The sequence below is a fragment of the Myroides sp. LJL115 genome (assembly GCF_054871665.1).
This window is the reverse complement of record NZ_JBTXLS010000056.1, coordinates 1-18,819: the sequence shown is the minus strand read 5'-3', so window position 1 is coordinate 18,819 and position 18,819 is coordinate 1. Positions and strand designations below refer to the sequence as shown.

Genomic DNA, 18,819 nt, shown 5'->3' with positions numbered 1-18,819 from the left:
TTGTTCTTGAAGAACTTCAGCTTGAACCTCTAAAGGTAACTTGGTTTGATTGGGATCTTCAAAACGTTCTCTACTTTGACCAAACTTCATACGTTTAAGAAGTTCTACTAAGTATTCTAACTCTGCGTTTTTCTCCTTTTGCTTTTCAAGCTCTCCTTCGATTTTAATGTTAGTTTTTTCTTGTATAGAAATAGTCTTCGACTGCTTTTTTATAAGCGCCAAAAGTTCTTGTTTTGATAAGTTTTCCAGTTCTATTCCCATGATAGAAATATACGACAAAACCCTTGATTACACAAGGGTTTTAGGTATATTTATTCTAAGAAAAACCGTCTTTTTTTAGTGCTTTTTATAATCTGTATTCCTTCGATCATTAGAACTAAATCACTCCATGTCATTGTTGACTTACCATCTGTAGGTAAAGCAAAAGTTCCTTGCTCTAAGCGTTTATGGTAGAGTACAAAACCGCCATACTCCCAGTGTAAGAGTTTCATTTGATTGCGCTTTTTATTGATAAAGATATATACGCTACCATCATGAGCGGTAAGACTTAATTCATTGTGTACTAATCCACATAAACTATCAAAACTTTTACGCATATCACACCCTGGTTTGTACAAGACAAATTTATGTGTACTACTTAAGCTAAACATTACACAAGTTTAAGTAAAGTAGACAATTCTGCCAAGTTGCTGGTATTTATGCGAAGAATAACTCCATTTGGGTAAACAATTTCGTAATTACCAGAAGCTATACTAGCTTGTTTTTCAATAGTGATAAAGGAACTATCTAAAGGTATACTCTCTTGTTTATTAGCTATTTTTAGCCAATAACTAAAGGTGGGACGTTTTATATTTTGACTCTCACAATAAGCACTTTGGGTTAAACCACTTTGCTTCCAATTCTCCACATGTTGGAGCATGATCTCTTGTTTGCTCATAACTATACGATTTACTGGCAAACTTAAATCCTTAGGTTATGCTAGGCAAGATGTGGCTGCTCGGCTGGATACGCTTCTTCGAAAACCTCCCATCTAACCTTATTAGCCAAAATAAATAAAGGGTGTTTCTGATTAAGCATATGTTCAAAAGAAGAAAATAAATTTACTTGAGCTCTGTTTTTTTGTTTAGGAGCCATAAAATAAAATGCAAGGTTAGATACTCTAAAGTACTAAACCTTGCATTATTTTCAAAGCTTTTTATACACGAATCCTAGACTTATCAATAGTTAGATGCCTTTTTAAGGCTCGACTAACTAATTGTGCGGATTTAATTTGGATATCCAATAAAGAGAAACAAGTACTTCTCTTAGAGAATTAATTATATTGACTGTTTTCTTAAATCTATTCAATAAATTGGTTTTTGCTTACAGTGTCCAAAAATTGAAACTTTTCACCTAAATTTCCGCCACTGACGCCAAGTTCTGAAACCTTAGTGGAAATTTCATTTACAGATATATTCACTCATCTTAGTTACAGGAAGTTTACTCCCAGCAGCTAAAACTCTCGAAATAAAATCATCACAATTCGCCTCAGTTAATATTCTTTTACGTAATGCTTCACATAAAAAATCCATAGTTGTTAAAAGTTCTATAGAATGCATTGTGCAATAACTTTTAACATCCTTCAAATTACTACTCCCTATAATATCTTTTGTATTCCTAACATAAGCAAGGCAAGCACTTTCACCATCGCCTTTGAACATTACCTTCTTAATATGTAAATATTCTTTAAGTACGACTTGGTTAGTACTCGGAAACGGTATTATAGTTACAATCCCAAAGTTCACTAAATTTTTTACTTCGGACTTTTTTGAATTATATTTCAGAAGTTCATCATATACTTTATCGAGAATTAAAATCTTGTTTTGGAAGATTTTATGGAGCATAAGTATTTGACCACCAGTAATAAAATGAGAAATAACATCCGCATCAATAAGAATATCTTTTAATTTAATCTTCGTCATTATCTACAAAAATTTTATTAAGATATTCTTCGTTCATACCTAAATCATATAATAATGAAATGTAATGACTTTCAGAAATCAATTCCTTATCATATAGTTCTCTGGTTAAAGAACCATAATTACCGATTGTTAAACCGCTATTTGCTTTTTGGTACAAATCAATTGGATAACCGTATTTTACAGCATTAGATTTTACATTTATACAATATTTATCATAAGATTTAAATGTAATTAAATTAAGAGATTTTAATCTATATAACAGTGCATTCCTTGAACAAGAAAAATAGTGTTCAAGTTTTAAAATTGTATTTAATTGAATTTTATCTTTACAAAGTTCACTATCTGGAATTAATTCTTTAATTGCTGATTCAGGCATTAATAATATTGAAGCAAACCTATCAGCATTATATTCCTCTCCCATTGAACTTTTAAATTGCCCCACATTACAAATCATTGAAGAGAAATTTTCTTGAATATATAAATGATACAATTCGTGACAAATAGTGAAATGTTGTTTTCCTAAACTATGATTAGAGTTTACCAAAATAAATCTATTTTCATCAACCTTTAAAGCCATTCCAGAAAATTCAGCAGATAAATCTCTAAACACTGTAATTACATTCAACTTTGATAATAAACTTTTAAATCTAATCGGATCTGTATCACTTAAACCAGTAAATTTTCTAAATTCGATTACTTTTTTTTCTAAAACGTTATAATTCATTATTTAGCTAATACACTTTTAATTTTAAGATAATTCAATGCTATTTTTTTAAAATCTGCGATAACCTTTAAGTCATTAGGAGAAATTTCATTCGCTCTAAAGGCAAATGCTAAATTAAGATTATTTATAACGCTATCTTCCTCGTATAAATCATATTCATCTACACCGAACAATTTAGCATATTTCGGAATCAGGTCCATTGGAACATTTCGACGATTAGTTTCGTAATAACTAACCTCTTCTCTTGACGTATCTAAATAATCCGCAATTTGATCTTGTGTTAAACCAAGTTTAACTCTAAAATCTTTTAAATTTTTCGATAATATCTTTTCCATACGAATTCATTTGTATGTTACAAAATAACAAATTAAAACTCAAACATCAAAATATGTAACAATATTTAACTAAAAACTTCCCTTAATAACTAGGAAGGCTAGAGATGAAAGCTTAGTTATTATACGTCCTTTACATTTTAATAGATTTCCTTTTTTATCACAATAATCAAGTAGAAAATAAATCCAATTGTCGTACCAATGTATCCAACCCTTTAGATTTGCTAAATGTAAAATTGATAACTTTAAAGAATAGTATTAACAAACCTAATCAACAAAGTGAACCATTATCCATCCAAAGCTATATTAAAGGCTTAGTGCTCGACTAGGACTTTGTTGATTTCACTAAAAAGTATCAGACTAGTAATTAAGACCTTCGGGTCTAGTATCAAGGTTTAAATAGCACTTTAGAGTTAGGTTGTTTTTAAATAATTATCATTATAGACAAATTTACAAAGGTTATTGGAATAGATATCTCAAAAGAGTATTTTGATGCATCAATTTTAGTAGAAAACAATCCGTTTAGCCACAATCAATTTTGTAATACAAAGAAAGGGGTGAAAATGTTTTTAAAGTGGATAAAGGGTGAACATTGTGCAATTGAAACGACTTTAATCTGTATGGAGCATACTGGTTTATATAAAAACATTTTAGTTGATGTATTAACCTCAAATCAGTGTAATGTATGGGTCGAAATGGCCTATCGAATAATTAGAAGTAGTGGTATACAAAGGGGTAAGAATGACAAAGTAGATTCCGCAAGAATAGCTCAATATGCTAAAAAAAATCAAGAAGAAGTCAAGTTGTTTAAATGTTCTAAAGAGGTTTTAGACAAGATAAAAGGATTATTAAATCTTCGAGAATTAAATGTTTCTTATAAAACTGCTGTACAAGTAAATATCCAAGAATTAAAAGGATATAACGATCCCGTTTATAATGTGCTATCCAAGAGCAATAAAAAAGCTACTAAAGCCGTCAAAAAGACGATAGAGGATATAGATAAGCAATTAGAAGAACTTGTAAAGCAAGATTCAGAGATTTCACAAGTATATAATTGCATAACCTCTGTCAAAGGGGGTGGAAGTATTACCGCGCTATTTTTACTTTGCTATACTGATTCGTTTACCTCGTTTGATTCGCCAAGAGAATTAGCTTCCTATTGTGGGGTAGTTTCTTTTGAATATACTTCAGGAAAAAGCATAAGAGGCAAGGCAAAAGTTCATTTTATGGCTAATAAAAAGCTTAAAAAATTATTGCATTTATGTGCATTATCTAGTATAAGGTATGATCCAGAAATAAAGACATATTATGAGAAAAAGGTTGAAGAAGGAAAACCTAAAAAGCTTGTTTTAAACAACGTTAAGAATAAGTTAATTCACCGCATCTGCTCTTGTGTCCGTAATAATAAAAGGTATGAAGTAGCAGCATAGTATTATAGTGCTCCAAATTTTTAATAAAAAAGAGGTTTATTATCATTTACTTCAGGACACCTATTGGGCCTATTTTTGAATTATTAGCACAAAATGACGCTGAAAGCTATTAATTTATATTTGGTTTTATCATAGTAATCCTTTAGTAGATAATTCTTTTTCTAATAAATCGGCATTAAGAAATACTCCTGTATTATACTTTTTGCTAAAAGAATCAAATAATGTGCTTTTACCCGATCCATTTGGCCCAGCAAAAACTCTTAATCTAGCTCCTTCCATTTTATTTTTTTTCCAAAACCATTCCTTTTTTCAAAGTTGACATATCAATAGTTGGTTTAGCAATTTTTCTTATAACGCTTGTGGTTTTGTCAGGATTGATAGTGATTATATTATGATTTCTAATGACTTTTATTGATAGCCCAAGTGCTCTAGAACTTCTAACAGCTTTTGAGGAAGCTTCAGTTGCGGATGAAATTAATAAAGAATCTTCTGAACTAGAATTCTTTATTTTACGCTGTTCAATATTTTCTACTTTCTTTTTTATCATAACACAAGATTTACTATTATCAAGTATACAATATTTATTTTTGCTTAGCAAAGTTTTGTTACATGGTGCAAATATTATAGCTAACGTTTCAGGGCTTGGTATCAGTAATGGAAATTGAAGCGAAAAATTTCAATTTAGAGGCATGGTAAGCAAAAGCCAATTAAATAAATTTAAGGAAAAAGTTAATGTAATTGGCATTTTGCGGAACAGAAAGCTGAAGCTTCAAAATTTTGCCTTAATTCTTCATTTTCCAAAACCTATCTTATGTTTGTAATTCCCTAAATTTAGTATATCCTACATTAAAATAAAAAGAAAGAGCTAAAATTAGTAGAATAAGATAGGCAAACCTAACAAGCTACACCAATACTATAGCACACTCTCCTATAGCCTTGATAGTAGTCTGATCAACTTGAAGGTAGCCTTCATTATTAATGTCCATTATAAGGTTCTCGTATAATGGCTTTAAGGCCTCCATCCCTTGAGCAGCCCAACCTTCTATGGTAGAGGAAGCTATCTCTATGTTTTCTCTAGCGAAGCGTTGCTTTTGCCTATAAAGCGGAAGATGATCCATGTACTTGTCTACAAGTATAGTGCTTATAAGTCCTTCTGAAGGTATTCCTCTTTCGATGGTTCGATCTGGAAGAAGTCCGATACTGATTTGTGTGTTATCTTTGTCTTTAGTGGCGTATTTATATCGAATATATCGCTTAATCTTAAAATAGCCAGGTACGTAGTCTAATACATCTGTAGTTTCTGTACCAATACATAGCTTATCGGATAGATCACCCTCTGGGTATATTTCTATTTCTTCTACAGGTAAGTGACTAGGAAGACTAGCTCTTCCTGGGTGTTTTTTCTTAGTTCTAGAGTAAGTAATCTCTTGCTTGATGATTTCTTCTTGTTCTTGAAGAACTTCAGCTTGAACCTCTAAAGGTAACTTGGTTTGATTGGGATCTTCAAAACGCTCTCTTCTTTGTCCAAACTTCATGCGTTGAAGTAATTTTACTAAACGTTCTAACTCTGCGATTTTCTCCTTTTGCTTTTCAAGCTCTCCTTCGATTTTAACACTAGACTTCTCTTGTTTAGCAATACATTTTTGCACTATAGAAATAGTCTACTGCTCTGGTGGATACATAAAGAGAAACAAAGACTACTTTTAAAAATACGTATTACACCTGGTAATCCCTTAAGGTTTAAAAGTAAAATCATAACAGCAGTAGAAATAAGCTTATTGGAGTAAGGAGTTTGTCTAAGTAAAAACTTCTTTATTTAAAAAAAAGAGCTCTAACATTTAGAAAAAAAGCCATCCACATCAAATATCCCTAATTTCAGCTATTGTACCAAAAGCCAACTGCTACTACTTTTGTCTTGTTAGAATTAGTAATTAAAACACATATAAATAAAATAAATTCCATTATTATGAAAAATCAAGCTCACACAGCACTTACAGCAGATCAAGGAAAAACAACTGCAATTATTTCTTACTTAACTCTTATTGGGTTAATAATTGCCTACTTTATGAATAAAAACAATCCTTCAAAACTAGCAAGTTTTCACATTCGTCAAAGTTTAGGTTTGAATATTGTTTGTTTCCTAGCTGGGTTCTTAGGTTATGTTCCAGTAGTAGGAGGAATTCTTTCACCAATTATTGGAATTGCTTCTTTAGTAGCAGTGATCTACTGTATTATAGCGGCTTTTAAATCAGAAGAAAAACAATTACCTATTGTTGGAGGAATGTTCCAAGATTGGTTTTCTAAAATATAATCGCTTCCATTTTTGGAAAAGAGAATCTTTTTAAACTTTATTTTTCAAATTTTCATTAGTAGATAACCTTTACTTGACTTAAACCTATAACAACAAGTTTATCCTACTTTTTTCATAAAAGTTCAAGTATCGGTTATCTTTTTTAAAAGCTAACTTTAAGGCAAAAGGTTTAACAAAAAGCATATGAGTAAAATCAACTAAATGCACAGAACCACCAGAGTATTTAATATATTTTTAGTTAGAATACCTTGGGAAATAACCACAACCTCAAAGTATCCCATTAACTAGGGTGGCTATTCAACAAAAAAGGGACCTTTATGGTCCCTTTTTTATACATTATAATATAACAGGCATAATTGTTATCAAATATATGCCCCGAAAATTTACTGCCTTGCATGGCGCTCTCAATAAAATACTACTCCTTAGTAAATACCACTTTAATAACTTCAACATCCAAATTAGTAATTTGCATGATCTGTTCTATGGTTTGTCCTTGATTTTTAAGATAACCAATAAAACGACGATCCTTCTCAGCTAATGCATGGTCTTTTTCAGCTAGTGCATGGTCTTTTTCAGCTAGTGCATGGTCTTTTTCAGCTAGTGCATGGTCTTTTTCAGCTAGTGCATGGTCTTTTTCAGCTAGTGCATGGTCTTTTTCAGCTAACTCATGGTCTTTTTCAGCTAGAGCAATTTTCTTTTCTTCTACCTCTTTCTTTAAACGTTCCTGAGTAGCTTGGGTACTCCTAGCATCTAATCTTCTTTTTAAACTGATTTCATACTGATTCATCTCTTCTGCATTTAAATTAGCTACTCTTCCTATATCAAAGATACGTCCAAAAACTCGCTTATCCAAAAATTTAGGAATGCTATCTAGCTCACTCATATGCTTTAATAAATAAAACCAGCTATCCATATGCCCTACTATTTCATCTTCTTTTTTATTAAAATTAGGAAGGACTAAAAATTTATAACCCAGTTTAGAATAGATGATTTCTTTGCTTTTTAAATCACAAATAGCTGTGTCTACAAAGTATTCGTTTGTAGGTAAATCGGGTAAAGTGAACTCTAGAAGTCCAATAAAGAAAACAGGAGGTAATTGATACTTATTTCCTGTAGGGCCTTTCTCAATGAGGTTGTTAATTAAACGGGAAGTGTAAAAAATACTGCGATCTATAAAGAAATCCTGACTAACTTGTTGCATTTCAATTATAAAATGCTCCCCATTGCTTCCTGTGCAATAAAGAGCAAAAAAGGTACTTCTTTGCTCTTTGGTGTCTCCATTAAGTTCAGTAGGTTGATAATGTAAATCAACAATTACTCTTTCTCCTTGAAAAAGACCATTTAAAAAGAGTATTAGAATATCTTTATTTTCCTCCTTCCCGAAATAGTGTTTAAAACTTCAGTCGCTACCAAAGCCAATAAACGTTCCTAAATTGTTTTTTTTCTTTGCCATAATTATTCAAAACACTTATAGTTAGGTCTTTATCATTTTTCTTACTATCTAGAATAGTTTGTATTATTCCTATATAGTTTCTTAACTGTTTAAGTATACCCCTATCCTTATAGATAAGGCTACGCTTTTTTAATGTTCCTGTTCAACATAAAATTTAAATAGCCAAGAAGCAGTACACCATAAAAACCTGCAATTAGAGTGCATCACTAAAATCTTTTGTACAGTAAATAATCATCTTACAAGAAAGAAAGAAAGAAAGAAAGAAAGAAAGAAAGAAAGAAAGAAAGAAAGAAAGAAAGAAAGAAAGAAAGAAAGAAAAACAAAGCAGTACACTATATCTGATAAGATAATGGATAAATTTAAAATATTATTTTTTTAATTTAGACAACGACACCTATTGGCAGAGTCACTAAGTATTTTTGCTATAGAGAATTAGAAAAAGATGAAAACTTGGCTCGTAAATATAATTATAACAGTACAGACTATAGCAAATTATTATTGTGAATATTGTGCCAACAAAGTATTCCAGTGTATCGACGCTAACAAGCGCTTCTTGTATGCGACATCCCAATGGCACGTATAAGGGAAAACATAAGTTTTATGAAGGAAGTGAAAAATCTCAATATACTTGTAAACATTGTGGAACAAAGTATGCAAATCTTTCCACCCTAACAAGTGGCTCATGCATGAGACATCCAAATGGCGCACACAAAGGAAAACATGCACCTGCTTTGTAAAATAAATACTATATTTCAATACATTTCCTCCTATAAAACTAAACATAAAAGTATAGTTTTATAGAACAACCTTAAACCAAATAGCTTGATTAAATCTCTTGTGTACTTTCATAAAAGGTAGAGTTTAAAACCACTTTTGTGACACACTTACAGAGGACTAAAAATATTAAAAAATGGCAGACAAAATAACACTAAAATCAATCCCTGAATTATTTGGAATGAACTTCTTCATTCCTTCTTATCAACGAGGATATCGTTGGGAGCAACAACAAATTATTGACCTATTAAACGATATTCTAGAATTTAAAAGAAAGGAAAATAAAGTTGAAGGTGAATTTTATTGCCTACAGCCATTAATTGTAATTCTAAAAGACAAGAATGAAAAAAAACAAGTTGTTTATGAGTTAGTAGATGGACAACAACGTCTTACTACTATATACATCCTTTTGTCCTACCTTTCCACTAAACAAGACTCAAAGGTTCCATCTGATTTATTTTCAATTCATTACGAAACAAGAGAAAAAGAAAATTACAGTAGTGAGAAGTTTTTAAAGAATATTTGTTCTACTACCCAAGTGGATAAAACTAACATTGACTTTTATCGAATGAGTGATGCTTATTTGACTATACAGCAATGGTTTGAGCAAAACAAAGTTGATATCCCTGCTTTCTCCCACACATTAATTTCTAATTCATTCGATAGTGAACATAAGGACCAAGCAAACAATATTCGTTTTATATGGTATCCCATAAAGGTAGATAGCCTTACAGATCCAAAACCCAATGTAACATTTGCTAAGTATAACCAAGGAAAGATTGACTTAACAAATGCCGAACTTATTAAAGCGATCTTTTACCTAACGGATAAGGATAAAAAGAAACATCAAATAAAAATTGGATATGAATGGGACGACATAGAAAACACATTGCGAGAAGTTTACTTTTGGCGTTTTATAAACCCATCTAAAAACTACCTAAATCACATTGAATTTATTTTCGATTTAGTTGCTGAAAAATATGAAAAGTACACAACATTAAACATCAACAAAAGTCACGATAGGTATTGGTCCTTCCATATATTTAATGATTTGATTTCAAAAAACACTAGCATTTACCAGGATACTACCTTTGGTAGCACTGGTGAATTTTTATGGGATGAAATTAAAAACTATTACCGTACTTTTTATGAGTGGTACACTAGTAAGGATCAAAACAATAAATACACCCATTTCCATTTGATTGGTTTTTTATTACAAATTGGCGGATCACAAAACAAAATAGAAAAGATAAAAGAACTAGCGGAATCCTGTTCTAAGTCGGATTTTATCGATGCGTTGAAACAAAAAATAAAATCCCACTTTAGCGATGTCGATTTAAATGAGATTGGCTATGAGCGTAATTATCAAAAAGCAAAGGATGTTCTTCTACTGTTCAATATTATAACCACAATGGACGCAGGATACAACAAGTTTTCTTTTGATAGAATTTCAAGTTGGTCTTTAGAGCATATCCACGCCCAGCAATCACAGGAAATTACGGATCACAAGCAGAAAGTACAATTATTAGAAGAGCAAAAAGTAGATCCTTTTATTATGAAGGACCTAGAGCTTTCCAATGAAGTTAATAATCTACTAGAAAGCAGTGAAATCGATCAAGCTACTTTTAATAATTTGCAAAAAAGAATATTGGAGTTATCCAGTGATGCGGGAGCCACGATTCATTCACTAAAAAATCTAGCTCTACTAACGCCATCGGATAATTCTAGTTTAAATAACGCACCATTTTACAGAAAAAGAGAGAAAATTAAGCAACTTGACCAACAAGGTTCCTTTATTCCCATCTGTACCAAAAATGTTTTCTTGAAATATTACTCCGAAAATGTAGACCAAAACCTTAAATGGACAAAGGAAGATATGGAAGGTTATTTAAAGGAAATGAAAAACACATTAACAGATTACATTACAATTAAGTAAGAAAACTATGAGCAATAATACGATAGATAAAGAAATTAGCTTTTGGCAGTTAATTAGCAAAAACACCATACAAATACCAGCTATTCAAAGAGATTATGTCCAGGATAGACTATATAGCGACTTACAAAAAACGGGATGTAATATTGTTGGAGATATCGCTGTCTCTCTTAAGAATCAAACAAAGTTAAACTTACACTTTGTTTATGGAAAAATAGAGGATCGCGACTTTATTCCCCTTGACGGCCAGCAGCGTTTAACCACCTTATTTTTGTTGCATTGGTTTTTATCCTTGGGAACTTTATGTAAGCAAGGCAGGGAAACTCTATCTAAATTCACTTATGAAACTCGTCCAAGCTCCCACGATTTCTGCTTAAAATTAGTAACGCAAAACCTAGAGTATAATGGCCAACAAAAAATAAGTGAGCAAATCACCAATACAAAATGGTTTTTCTTGTCATGGGAAAACGACCCGACAATAAAGGCCATGCTACGTATGCTTGATATTATCCAAGATAAATTCACAGGCCCCAACCAGGATTTATTTAATCTATTATGCAGTGAAAATTGCCCAGTAACCTTTCATTTTCTGGAGTTAGAGAAATTCAAGTTAGAGGATGAAATTTATGTAAAAATGAATTCCCGTGGTAAACCTCTTACTAGTTTTGAAAATTTCAAAGCAAGCTTTTCCGTTCTTTTCAATCTAGAGCAAAGAGCTAAACTAGATAATGAGTGGTTAGATATTTTCTGGAAATTAGAAAGGGAAAATGCCCAAATTGACTTGGAGCAAGTGGATAGTAAGTACCTAAAATTCATCGAAAACATCTCGCTGTGTTTTTGGGCTGAAACTAGGGATATTACTAAAGAGGAAAAAGATAATTTTGTTTTATTACACCAGCACCAACAGATCTACACTCCTTACTATTTAGACTCTATTTCAAAAATAATGGATGCTTTAACTACATTTGAAGATAGCCAAAATTATTTCCAAGAATTCCTTGGCTGCGGTATCGACTATTGGCAATACCTTAGATTCTACGCTGTTGCTCAATTCTTCCTTAACCATGGAGAGCTCGATACTATGAACTTACAATCCTATAACAGATGGATAAGGGTTTGTAGCAACCTAATTAACAATACCCTTATTCAATCTCCAGAGGGCTTCTATAAAGCAATTCGCTCTATAAAAGAATTGGCAAAGAATAGTCAAAACATTTATTCTTATTTACTTGAGCCACAAACTAAAATTTCTGGCTTTCTACAAGACCAAGTAAAAGAAGAAAAATTAAAGGCAGAGCTAATAGTTAATGACCCTACAAATAAATGGCAACAGGAAATTCAAAAGATAGAAAACCATAGTTATTTCAATGGACAAATTAGCTACATTTTGAATTTTTCAAAAGAGGACAATGGATATAATATAGTTCAATTTGTAGATTATTCTAATAAACTCAATAGGCTTTTTAGCCCAGAGTTTCAAGATAATCACTCTTGCCTATTTCAAAGAGCACTACTGACATATGGCGATTATCTACCCAAAATTTCAAATTATTATACATTCTGTAATTTTAACAATAGCTTAAGCGCAAAATTATCTAATTGGAGAAAAGTATTTAATGATACTACTAGAAGTATTTTCTTGAAAAATTTACTAGATAAAATCACTACTGGGGACATAAAAAAGGACCTAGAAAATATTATTAGCACCTTTCCAACGAACATTACATGCTGGAGGTCTTTGTTTATTAAAAACGAAGGGGTAATAGAATATTGTATAAACTTTCAAATAGAAAAGACTAAAAATCCTCAAAATCCTGAAGAGTATGGGGAAAGAATCTTTTTAGCAAGAAGTGATGTGGAGAATTGGAGATCAAAAGCAGAACTAAGGTCTTATGTATTTTATAAAACCACTTTAGAGGAAAAAGTAACTGAATTTTCTCCCTTTAAAAAAACTTTTTATTGGGACAGTGGTAATTATGAACCTTGTGCAGCTATGGATAACTGGATATATGAAAACAATCATTTTGCATTAGATATTCGCTATGTAGAGGGTAAATTTTCTCTGTTATTTTTTGAGAGAAGCCAAAATGATTTACCAAGCGATGTAGTAGAAAAACTAACAGCTTTAGGTTTTACTAAAAATATAGATAGTAAAAATAAGGATACAAAAAATGAAAACACTAAATCCTGTACTTGCTTGATAGATAGTTTAGATTCTACCCTGATAAAAAACAAAATACAACAACTAATAAGTGAAATTACCAAGGAAAACAAAACTCCTTTGGCATTAAATACAACCCCTTAAAACCCATATTATGAAACTCTATCTGGATGATCTTCGCCCTATCCCAGAAGGGCATATAGGGTTACGCTCTTATACGGAGTTTGTAACTTACATTACTAAAAACGGTTTACCCGATTTTATCTCCTTCGACCACGATTTAGGTCTTCAAGAGAGCGGATTTGATTGCGCTAAATGGTTAGTAAATTATTGTTTAGATAATAATCTATTATTACCTGCATTTAATGTACATAGCCAGAATCCTGTGGGTAAACAAAATATACATTCTTTGTTAGAAAATTTTAAAAAGATTATGGAACAATAGTACCCATACTTCAGGTTTTATCCTGCCCTATTACCCTAGTTACTATTAAATAAAGTAAGAGGTAGTAAGAATAAAGCAGAGAAATACCCCAAAACCGTAGATAGTTTAAATTAAAATAGCTCCTTTTATTTCTAATAGGAGCTATTTTAATTCTTATCTTTTTTGTTCTACTTTTTAGCTATAACCTTAAGAAGTAAATAGTTTTCTACTTACCTATTTCTACTAATATCTTAACTTGGGTAGGGTTGGATACTAATACTTCAAAACCTTTGTCTACAATATGATCTAAGTTAATTTTACTAGTTACTAATTTCTCTACTGCCATTCTACCACTACTGATTAAGGCCATAGTTTCTGGGAAATTATTGCGATAAGCAATAACTCCTTTAATTGTAATCTCTCTAAGTACTAGATCTAAAGCATCCATTTGTACAGGTTTACCAAATAAGGCTACTAAAACAGCGCACCCACCATTGCGAAGAGCTTTTATCCCTTGGTCAAAAGAAGCTTGCACTCCCGCACAGTCCAAAAACACATCTACACCTAAGCCATCGGTTAAACTCTTTATTTTCTTATCTAATTCAGGATCTAGTGCATTTAATACTGTAGTTGCTCCAATTTGAGTAGCTTTATCTAAGCGTTTCTGGGCTACATCAGTAACTATCACTTGGCTAGCACCTCTTGCTATAGCAGCTTGAGCAGCTAATAAGCCAATAGGTCCTGCTCCACTTACTAATACACTTTGCCCTAATTGTAAATTACTTTGACTAACAGCATATACAGCTACAGCAGCTGGCTCCACTAAAGCCCCTTGTTCAAAACTCATATTCTCTGGCATCTTATGCACCATATAGTCTTCAACAATGGCAAAATTGGCAAACCCTCCATCACTGGTTAATCCCACAAAACCTAAGTACTCTCCTAAATTATACTCTCCCCTTTCTACAAAAGGACTATCTGGATTTCTAAAAATTGGCTCAACAACTACTCTATCTCCTTTTTTAAGATGTTTAACATTGCTTCCTACTTCCTCTACTACACCAGAGAACTCATGGCCTAAAGTAGTTACACCTTTATGGTTGTTTAATGGATAAGGAGTATCCCATGGAATAAGCTGTGGACCATGATTATATTCATGAAGATCCGAACCGCAAATTCCAGCAAATTTTACTGCAATTTTCACTTGATTCTCTCCTGCTTTTGGGATACTTACCTGTTCTACACGAATATCTTTAATTCCATGCCATCTGGCTGCTTTCATTGTTGACATAATTTTTCACTTTTTTTGGTTAGTCACTAATTTAAGCTATTCCTGGCTTATTTCCAAGTGAACAACCCAAAACAAAGCAGTTAAAACCATCATTATCAACAATATATTAGTAATCTAATAGAACTTATTTCCTGAACTGACCTTCTCTCTGCTAAGAAATAATCCCAGCTTTATAACGAATTTTTCAATTGAAAACCGTATTCTTTATTTTTGAAGTTATCATTGTCTTTAACCCCTTATAGGGCTCCCATTTTTTGCTTCCACTTCTTATCTACGTTTTCTCTATATTCTTCATCCTTCTTGTTTATCTCCCCAAGAACCCGAACTATTACTTCAACTTCCTTGCTTATTTGTTCCAGCTCCTGATCCTGCTCTTTTAGTTCCAGGCTTAGGGTTTCTAGTTCCTGCTCTAGCGTTACTAGTTCCTGCTCTAGCCTTGCAACTTGTTCATATTCTTTTTTAACAATTTCACCTTTCTTTTCGAGTTCCTTCCTCAATTTTTCAGTCAACTTATTAGTTCTCTCAGTCTGTTTCTTTATTCTTTGAATTTGCTTAATTTCTTGTAGTTCCTTAATTTCCTTGTCTAAACGCACCAATCTGGATTTAAAGTCTTGGTGATCAAATTTTCGCTTTAACATACGCTCATAACTATTCATACACTGCGGATTTATATTAATTATTCTTCTTATAAAAATCACTTTCTAAAAATATTTTCCAAAAAGACATGAAGTCTAGAGAACTAATGTTCTACTAGCCACTTATAAGGATATTTGAAAGGATATTTTGTAAATTAAATTTTCTTGGGTTTTACTTGTTCTAATAATAGCTAAAAACACCCTAAATTCAGTGGAGATCCCTTCTTTCTAAAGGTAGAACAACGCTTTTGCATTATGCCTTTTATACATCCAAAACATCAATCCTCAAAGTAATAGTGCTCCACTTCCTCCAGGCTAAGAGCCGTTTTTTGCATTATGTCCTTTAAGGAAAAACCCTGCTGCTTTAAATTTGTAATTAACATCCTACTTAAACGCTCACACTTACCATCATAGTCTTTCTTAAAATCACTGATTCTATCTATTAAAATACCCCAAACCTTGTTTTCCCCACCCCATCTTTTTTCTATAGCCTCAGCTTGTTCAGCAGTAAATGCCCAATCAACACCTAGATGCTTAAGATACTTTAATTCAAATAGTCCAGACTTTGAGTTTTTTATTTGGTTTTCTAATCCAGTTTTAAAGCTAATAGTACTTCTTTTCATTTTATATAAATTCTTTAATGGTTATATTGATTCATGAGCTACTATAAGTCACTAATTAACAACAGAGTACATCTAAGTTAATTAATTCACTTTTCATCAGGGTACTTAGTACTGAGCAAGAGGGTTTAAAGAATTGATAAAGACATAGAACAAACAGATCATTGTTTTCAAACGACAAAAATCATATAGAAGATCCCATATCTTACTTTAAAATAAAATATAGTCTATGTATTGAAAATCAAAACGTTATTTAATAAGCAAGGGAGAGAAGTGCTTTACCTTTAATAGGACATTTATTATTTAGAGTAATTAAAACTCTAAAACTGGAATGCCAAAAAAACAAGCGGTAACATTTTAAGGACACTGTACGCGCTATTGTTTATATACTCAACCTATTAGATCATATAGGCTATAGTAGCTCACTCCCAAAGATAGAAATAAAACTCTTACTTTAATAGTTCTTTACCAGGAAAATACAGCTTAGTTAAAATACAATCTAAAGCCAAGTCTTAAAAATTAATACTTGGCTTTTTATAAACCCTACATTAATAGATTGTTTTTAAAACTAAATTGTCCTTTAAAATTTGTTTCTTTCTAATACAACTATAAATACCCATTCAAATATAGTCTGCAATAATAGTTTGAAAAGAATATTGCAATTGATTACTTGAAAGAAAATAGCCATTCACTTAGCACTACATACGTTTACATACTGTTTTTTTGAGCAAAGAAGGATACCTTAGAAACTTTGAACAAAATGTTAGGACATAATAATATTATTATACAACAAACTTATGCCAAAAAACTATACGAGAAAGTTACTGAGCAAATACAAAAGATATATCTTTAAATCTTTAAGGAATGCAAAATTATTATTTCAAAAACAAACCCATCTTACTTACTTATAGCTCATTACATTATTTTACTTAAATTTGAATTATTTAGATCAATATTAAAAAATCAAAATGCTATTTGTAAAAAGAATAAGAAATTAAAGCTAAGCAAACCATTGCTTCTAAAGTAAATTGGGTAACTTTAGAATTGGATTATGTACTGATCAATAAAATATAAAATAAAGATAATTAGAATAATAGAAGTTAGAAAACAGACATTTTAATAAAATATCTATTTCAAATACAGACTAATATTTATCTATATAAAGAAAAAATTATAGTATGCTAATAAATCAATCTATCATAGCAGATATAAAAGCCATTATAGCCCAGTCAAAAGACAAGGCTATACGTGCCGTTGACCATCAACGAACGCTTATGTATTGGCATATTGGTAAACGTATTTTTGAAGAAGAACAAGAGGGAAAAGAACGTGCGGATTATGGGACGTTTCTCATCAAATATCTTTCGGAGCAACTACAACCTGAGTTTGGCAGTGGTTTTTCTACAAGACAAATAAATATTTACAGACAGTTTTATCGCACATTTGAGAATGTGCACGCACTGCGTGCACAATTGAGTTGGACACAATACAAATTACTTTTAAGTGTTGACAACCAAGATAAAAGAGAATTTTACATTGCTGAATCCATAAAAAATAATTGGACTTCACGTCAGTTAGAGCGACAAGTTTATAGTAGTTTATATGAACGTCTTTTATTAAGTAATGATAAAGAAAGTGTTTTAGCAGTTGCCAAAAATGAGAAGCAACCGTCTGATGCCAAAGAAATCATCAAGGACCCAATGTATTTGGAGTTTTTAGGCTTAAAGAGAGAATCATCATATTACGAAAGAGATTTAGAAAGTGCTATTATTACACACTTACAGGAGTTTTTATTGGAGCTGGGGAATGGATTTTCTTTTGTAGCGAGGCAAAAAAGAATACATATTGAGGGAGATGAGTTCTTTGTAGACTTGGTATTTTACAATCGTATTTTACAATGTTTCGTAATCATTGAGATCAAAACTCACAAACTCACACATCAAGATATTGGCCAGTTACAGATGTATGTCAATTATTATGACCGTGTAGAAAAATTACCACACGAAAATCCAACCATAGGTATTTTGTTATGTGCAAATAAAAATGATGCAGTAGTAAAATTCACTTTACCCGAAGAACAAAAACAAATCATAGCAAGCCAATACGAATTATATTTACCAACCGAAAAACAATTATTGGATGAGGTTAACAAAGAGTTGAAAAGTTTTGAAGGGAAGGATAGTCCAAAGAATCTAAAATAACAATTTAAAATATCGATGTTCCTGTAAGCATATAATGAAACCACTAATGATTTACTTGAGTTTAAAGTTTATGCTAATTTAATTGTAGATATAAAGCATGATATATTACCAACTACAATTGTATTTTTGGTGATTAGACCAGTGGAGATCTAGCATACATAAAATAATCAAAATAGAGCTTGTCCCAAAAACAAGCGGTAACATTTTAAGGACACTATACGGGCTATTGTTTATATACTCAACCTATTAGATCATATAGGCTATAGTAGCTCACTTCCAAAGATAGAAATAAGACTCTTACTTTAATAGTTCTTTACCAGGAAAATATAGCTAAGTTAAAATATAATCTAAAGCCAATATTAAATACTTTAAAAACAGTCTTTCCCTAAAAAAACCTTAGTTTTGTAGGGATTTGTTCCTATGGTTATGATCCTAAAAGAAGGTGTACCACCAACTGTGTCACAAAATTAATTATATCATATAAAAATGTAAATTAGTCTTATGAACACAAACAACAAAAAGAGCGGATTCGATTTCGAAAGTTTCAAAGAACAGGCTATGGCCGATAT

General features: G+C 31.5%; 19 protein-coding genes and 1 pseudogene. 6 read left to right on the top strand and 14 right to left on the bottom strand.

Annotated features, from left to right (window positions below; translation table 11 throughout):
• From ACYSNX_RS11680 to ACYSNX_RS11650, 7 genes are all read right to left on the bottom strand, one after another.
• On the bottom strand, window positions 1-261 hold a 261-nt coding region (locus ACYSNX_RS11680; RefSeq protein ID WP_461754849.1), incomplete at its 3' end, for an IS66 family transposase.
• A 50-nt stretch (window positions 262-311) separates the two neighbouring features.
• Complete coding sequence (gene tnpB / locus ACYSNX_RS11675; protein WP_461754848.1) at window positions 312-650, bottom strand: IS66 family insertion sequence element accessory protein TnpB; 339 nt, start codon at window positions 648-650, stop codon at window positions 312-314.
• On the bottom strand, window positions 650-937 hold the full coding sequence (gene tnpA / locus ACYSNX_RS11670) for an IS66 family insertion sequence element accessory protein TnpA (protein ID WP_461754847.1): 288 nt from the start codon (window positions 935-937) through the stop codon (window positions 650-652). Before tnpA ends, tnpB begins: the two co-directional genes overlap by 1 nt.
• 41 nt (window positions 938-978) lie before the next feature.
• On the bottom strand, window positions 979-1,134 hold the full coding sequence (locus ACYSNX_RS11665) for a hypothetical protein (RefSeq protein ID WP_461754846.1): 156 nt from the start codon (window positions 1,132-1,134) through the stop codon (window positions 979-981).
• Window positions 1,135-1,439: 305 nt separating this feature from the next.
• Window positions 1,440-1,961 (bottom strand): hypothetical protein, encoded by a 522-nt coding sequence (locus ACYSNX_RS11660; protein ID WP_461754845.1) that lies wholly within the window; start codon window positions 1,959-1,961, stop codon window positions 1,440-1,442.
• On the bottom strand, window positions 1,948-2,685 hold the full coding sequence (locus tag ACYSNX_RS11655; RefSeq protein ID WP_461754844.1) for an ImmA/IrrE family metallo-endopeptidase: 738 nt from the start codon (window positions 2,683-2,685) through the stop codon (window positions 1,948-1,950). The genes ACYSNX_RS11660 and ACYSNX_RS11655 overlap by 14 nt, the downstream gene beginning before the upstream one ends.
• Complete coding sequence (locus tag ACYSNX_RS11650) at window positions 2,685-3,020, bottom strand: helix-turn-helix transcriptional regulator (protein WP_461754843.1); 336 nt, start codon at window positions 3,018-3,020, stop codon at window positions 2,685-2,687. Before ACYSNX_RS11650 ends, ACYSNX_RS11655 begins: the two co-directional genes overlap by 1 nt.
• A gap of 425 nt (window positions 3,021-3,445) precedes the next feature.
• Here ACYSNX_RS11650 and ACYSNX_RS11645 point away from each other — a divergent pair, with 425 nt between their 5' ends.
• Window positions 3,446-4,447, top strand: a complete 1,002-nt coding sequence (locus tag ACYSNX_RS11645) for an IS110 family RNA-guided transposase (protein ID WP_461754850.1) — start codon at window positions 3,446-3,448, stop codon at window positions 4,445-4,447.
• A gap of 129 nt (window positions 4,448-4,576) precedes the next feature.
• Here ACYSNX_RS11645 and ACYSNX_RS11640 read toward each other — a convergent pair whose 3' ends face one another.
• From ACYSNX_RS11640 to ACYSNX_RS11630, 3 genes are all read right to left on the bottom strand, one after another.
• Window positions 4,577-4,726: a hypothetical protein gene (locus ACYSNX_RS11640; RefSeq protein WP_461754842.1), complete on the bottom strand. Its 150-nt coding sequence runs from the start codon at window positions 4,724-4,726 to the stop codon at window positions 4,577-4,579.
• Window position 4,727: 1 nt separating this feature from the next.
• Window positions 4,728-4,994 carry a hypothetical protein gene (locus tag ACYSNX_RS11635; RefSeq protein ID WP_461754841.1) on the bottom strand — a complete coding sequence of 89 codons (267 nt, stop codon included), beginning with the start codon at window positions 4,992-4,994 and terminating at the stop codon, window positions 4,728-4,730.
• Between the two features lie 355 nt (window positions 4,995-5,349).
• On the bottom strand, window positions 5,350-6,096 hold the full coding sequence (locus tag ACYSNX_RS11630) for a transposase (RefSeq protein ID WP_461754840.1): 747 nt from the start codon (window positions 6,094-6,096) through the stop codon (window positions 5,350-5,352).
• 317 nt (window positions 6,097-6,413) lie between these two features.
• Here ACYSNX_RS11630 and ACYSNX_RS11625 point away from each other — a divergent pair, with 317 nt between their 5' ends.
• Complete coding sequence (locus ACYSNX_RS11625) at window positions 6,414-6,758, top strand: DUF4870 domain-containing protein (protein ID WP_461754839.1); 345 nt, start codon at window positions 6,414-6,416, stop codon at window positions 6,756-6,758.
• Between the two features lie 415 nt (window positions 6,759-7,173).
• Here ACYSNX_RS11625 and ACYSNX_RS11620 read toward each other — a convergent pair.
• Window positions 7,174-8,142: pseudogene (locus tag ACYSNX_RS11620) on the bottom strand (Rpn family recombination-promoting nuclease/putative transposase); the annotation flags it as partial.
• 979 nt (window positions 8,143-9,121) lie between these two features.
• Between ACYSNX_RS11620 and ACYSNX_RS11615 the strand changes: the two are divergent.
• The 3 genes from ACYSNX_RS11615 to ACYSNX_RS11605 are packed head-to-tail and all read left to right on the top strand — an operon-like array spanning window position 9,122 to window position 13,524.
• A complete protein-coding gene (locus tag ACYSNX_RS11615) occupies window positions 9,122-10,921 on the top strand; it encodes a DUF262 domain-containing protein (protein WP_461754838.1) in 1,800 nt (599 codons plus the stop codon).
• Window positions 10,922-10,928: 7 nt separating this feature from the next.
• A complete protein-coding gene (locus ACYSNX_RS11610; protein ID WP_461754837.1) occupies window positions 10,929-13,223 on the top strand; it encodes a GmrSD restriction endonuclease domain-containing protein in 2,295 nt (764 codons plus the stop codon).
• 10 nt (window positions 13,224-13,233) lie between these two features.
• The gene (locus ACYSNX_RS11605) at window positions 13,234-13,524 is read left to right on the top strand and encodes a cyclic-phosphate processing receiver domain-containing protein (RefSeq protein WP_461754836.1); all 291 of its coding nucleotides are present in this window, start codon (window positions 13,234-13,236) and stop codon (window positions 13,522-13,524) included.
• Between the two features lie 205 nt (window positions 13,525-13,729).
• On the opposite strand, the gene ACYSNX_RS11600 is transcribed toward ACYSNX_RS11605, so the two are convergent.
• The 3 genes from ACYSNX_RS11600 to ACYSNX_RS11590 form a co-directional block, all read right to left on the bottom strand.
• Complete coding sequence (locus tag ACYSNX_RS11600; protein ID WP_461754835.1) at window positions 13,730-14,794, bottom strand: 2,3-butanediol dehydrogenase; 1,065 nt, start codon at window positions 14,792-14,794, stop codon at window positions 13,730-13,732.
• Window positions 14,795-15,030: 236 nt separating this feature from the next.
• A complete protein-coding gene (locus tag ACYSNX_RS11595; protein WP_461754834.1) occupies window positions 15,031-15,450 on the bottom strand; it encodes a hypothetical protein in 420 nt (139 codons plus the stop codon).
• A 257-nt stretch (window positions 15,451-15,707) separates the two neighbouring features.
• A complete protein-coding gene (locus tag ACYSNX_RS11590) occupies window positions 15,708-16,052 on the bottom strand; it encodes a hypothetical protein (RefSeq protein ID WP_461754833.1) in 345 nt (114 codons plus the stop codon).
• A gap of 1,175 nt (window positions 16,053-17,227) precedes the next feature.
• Between ACYSNX_RS11590 and ACYSNX_RS11585 the strand changes: the two genes are divergently transcribed.
• The gene (locus tag ACYSNX_RS11585) at window positions 17,228-18,250 is read left to right on the top strand and encodes a PDDEXK nuclease domain-containing protein (protein ID WP_461754832.1); all 1,023 of its coding nucleotides are present in this window, start codon (window positions 17,228-17,230) and stop codon (window positions 18,248-18,250) included.
• The last annotated feature ends 569 nt before the right edge of the window (window positions 18,251-18,819 follow it).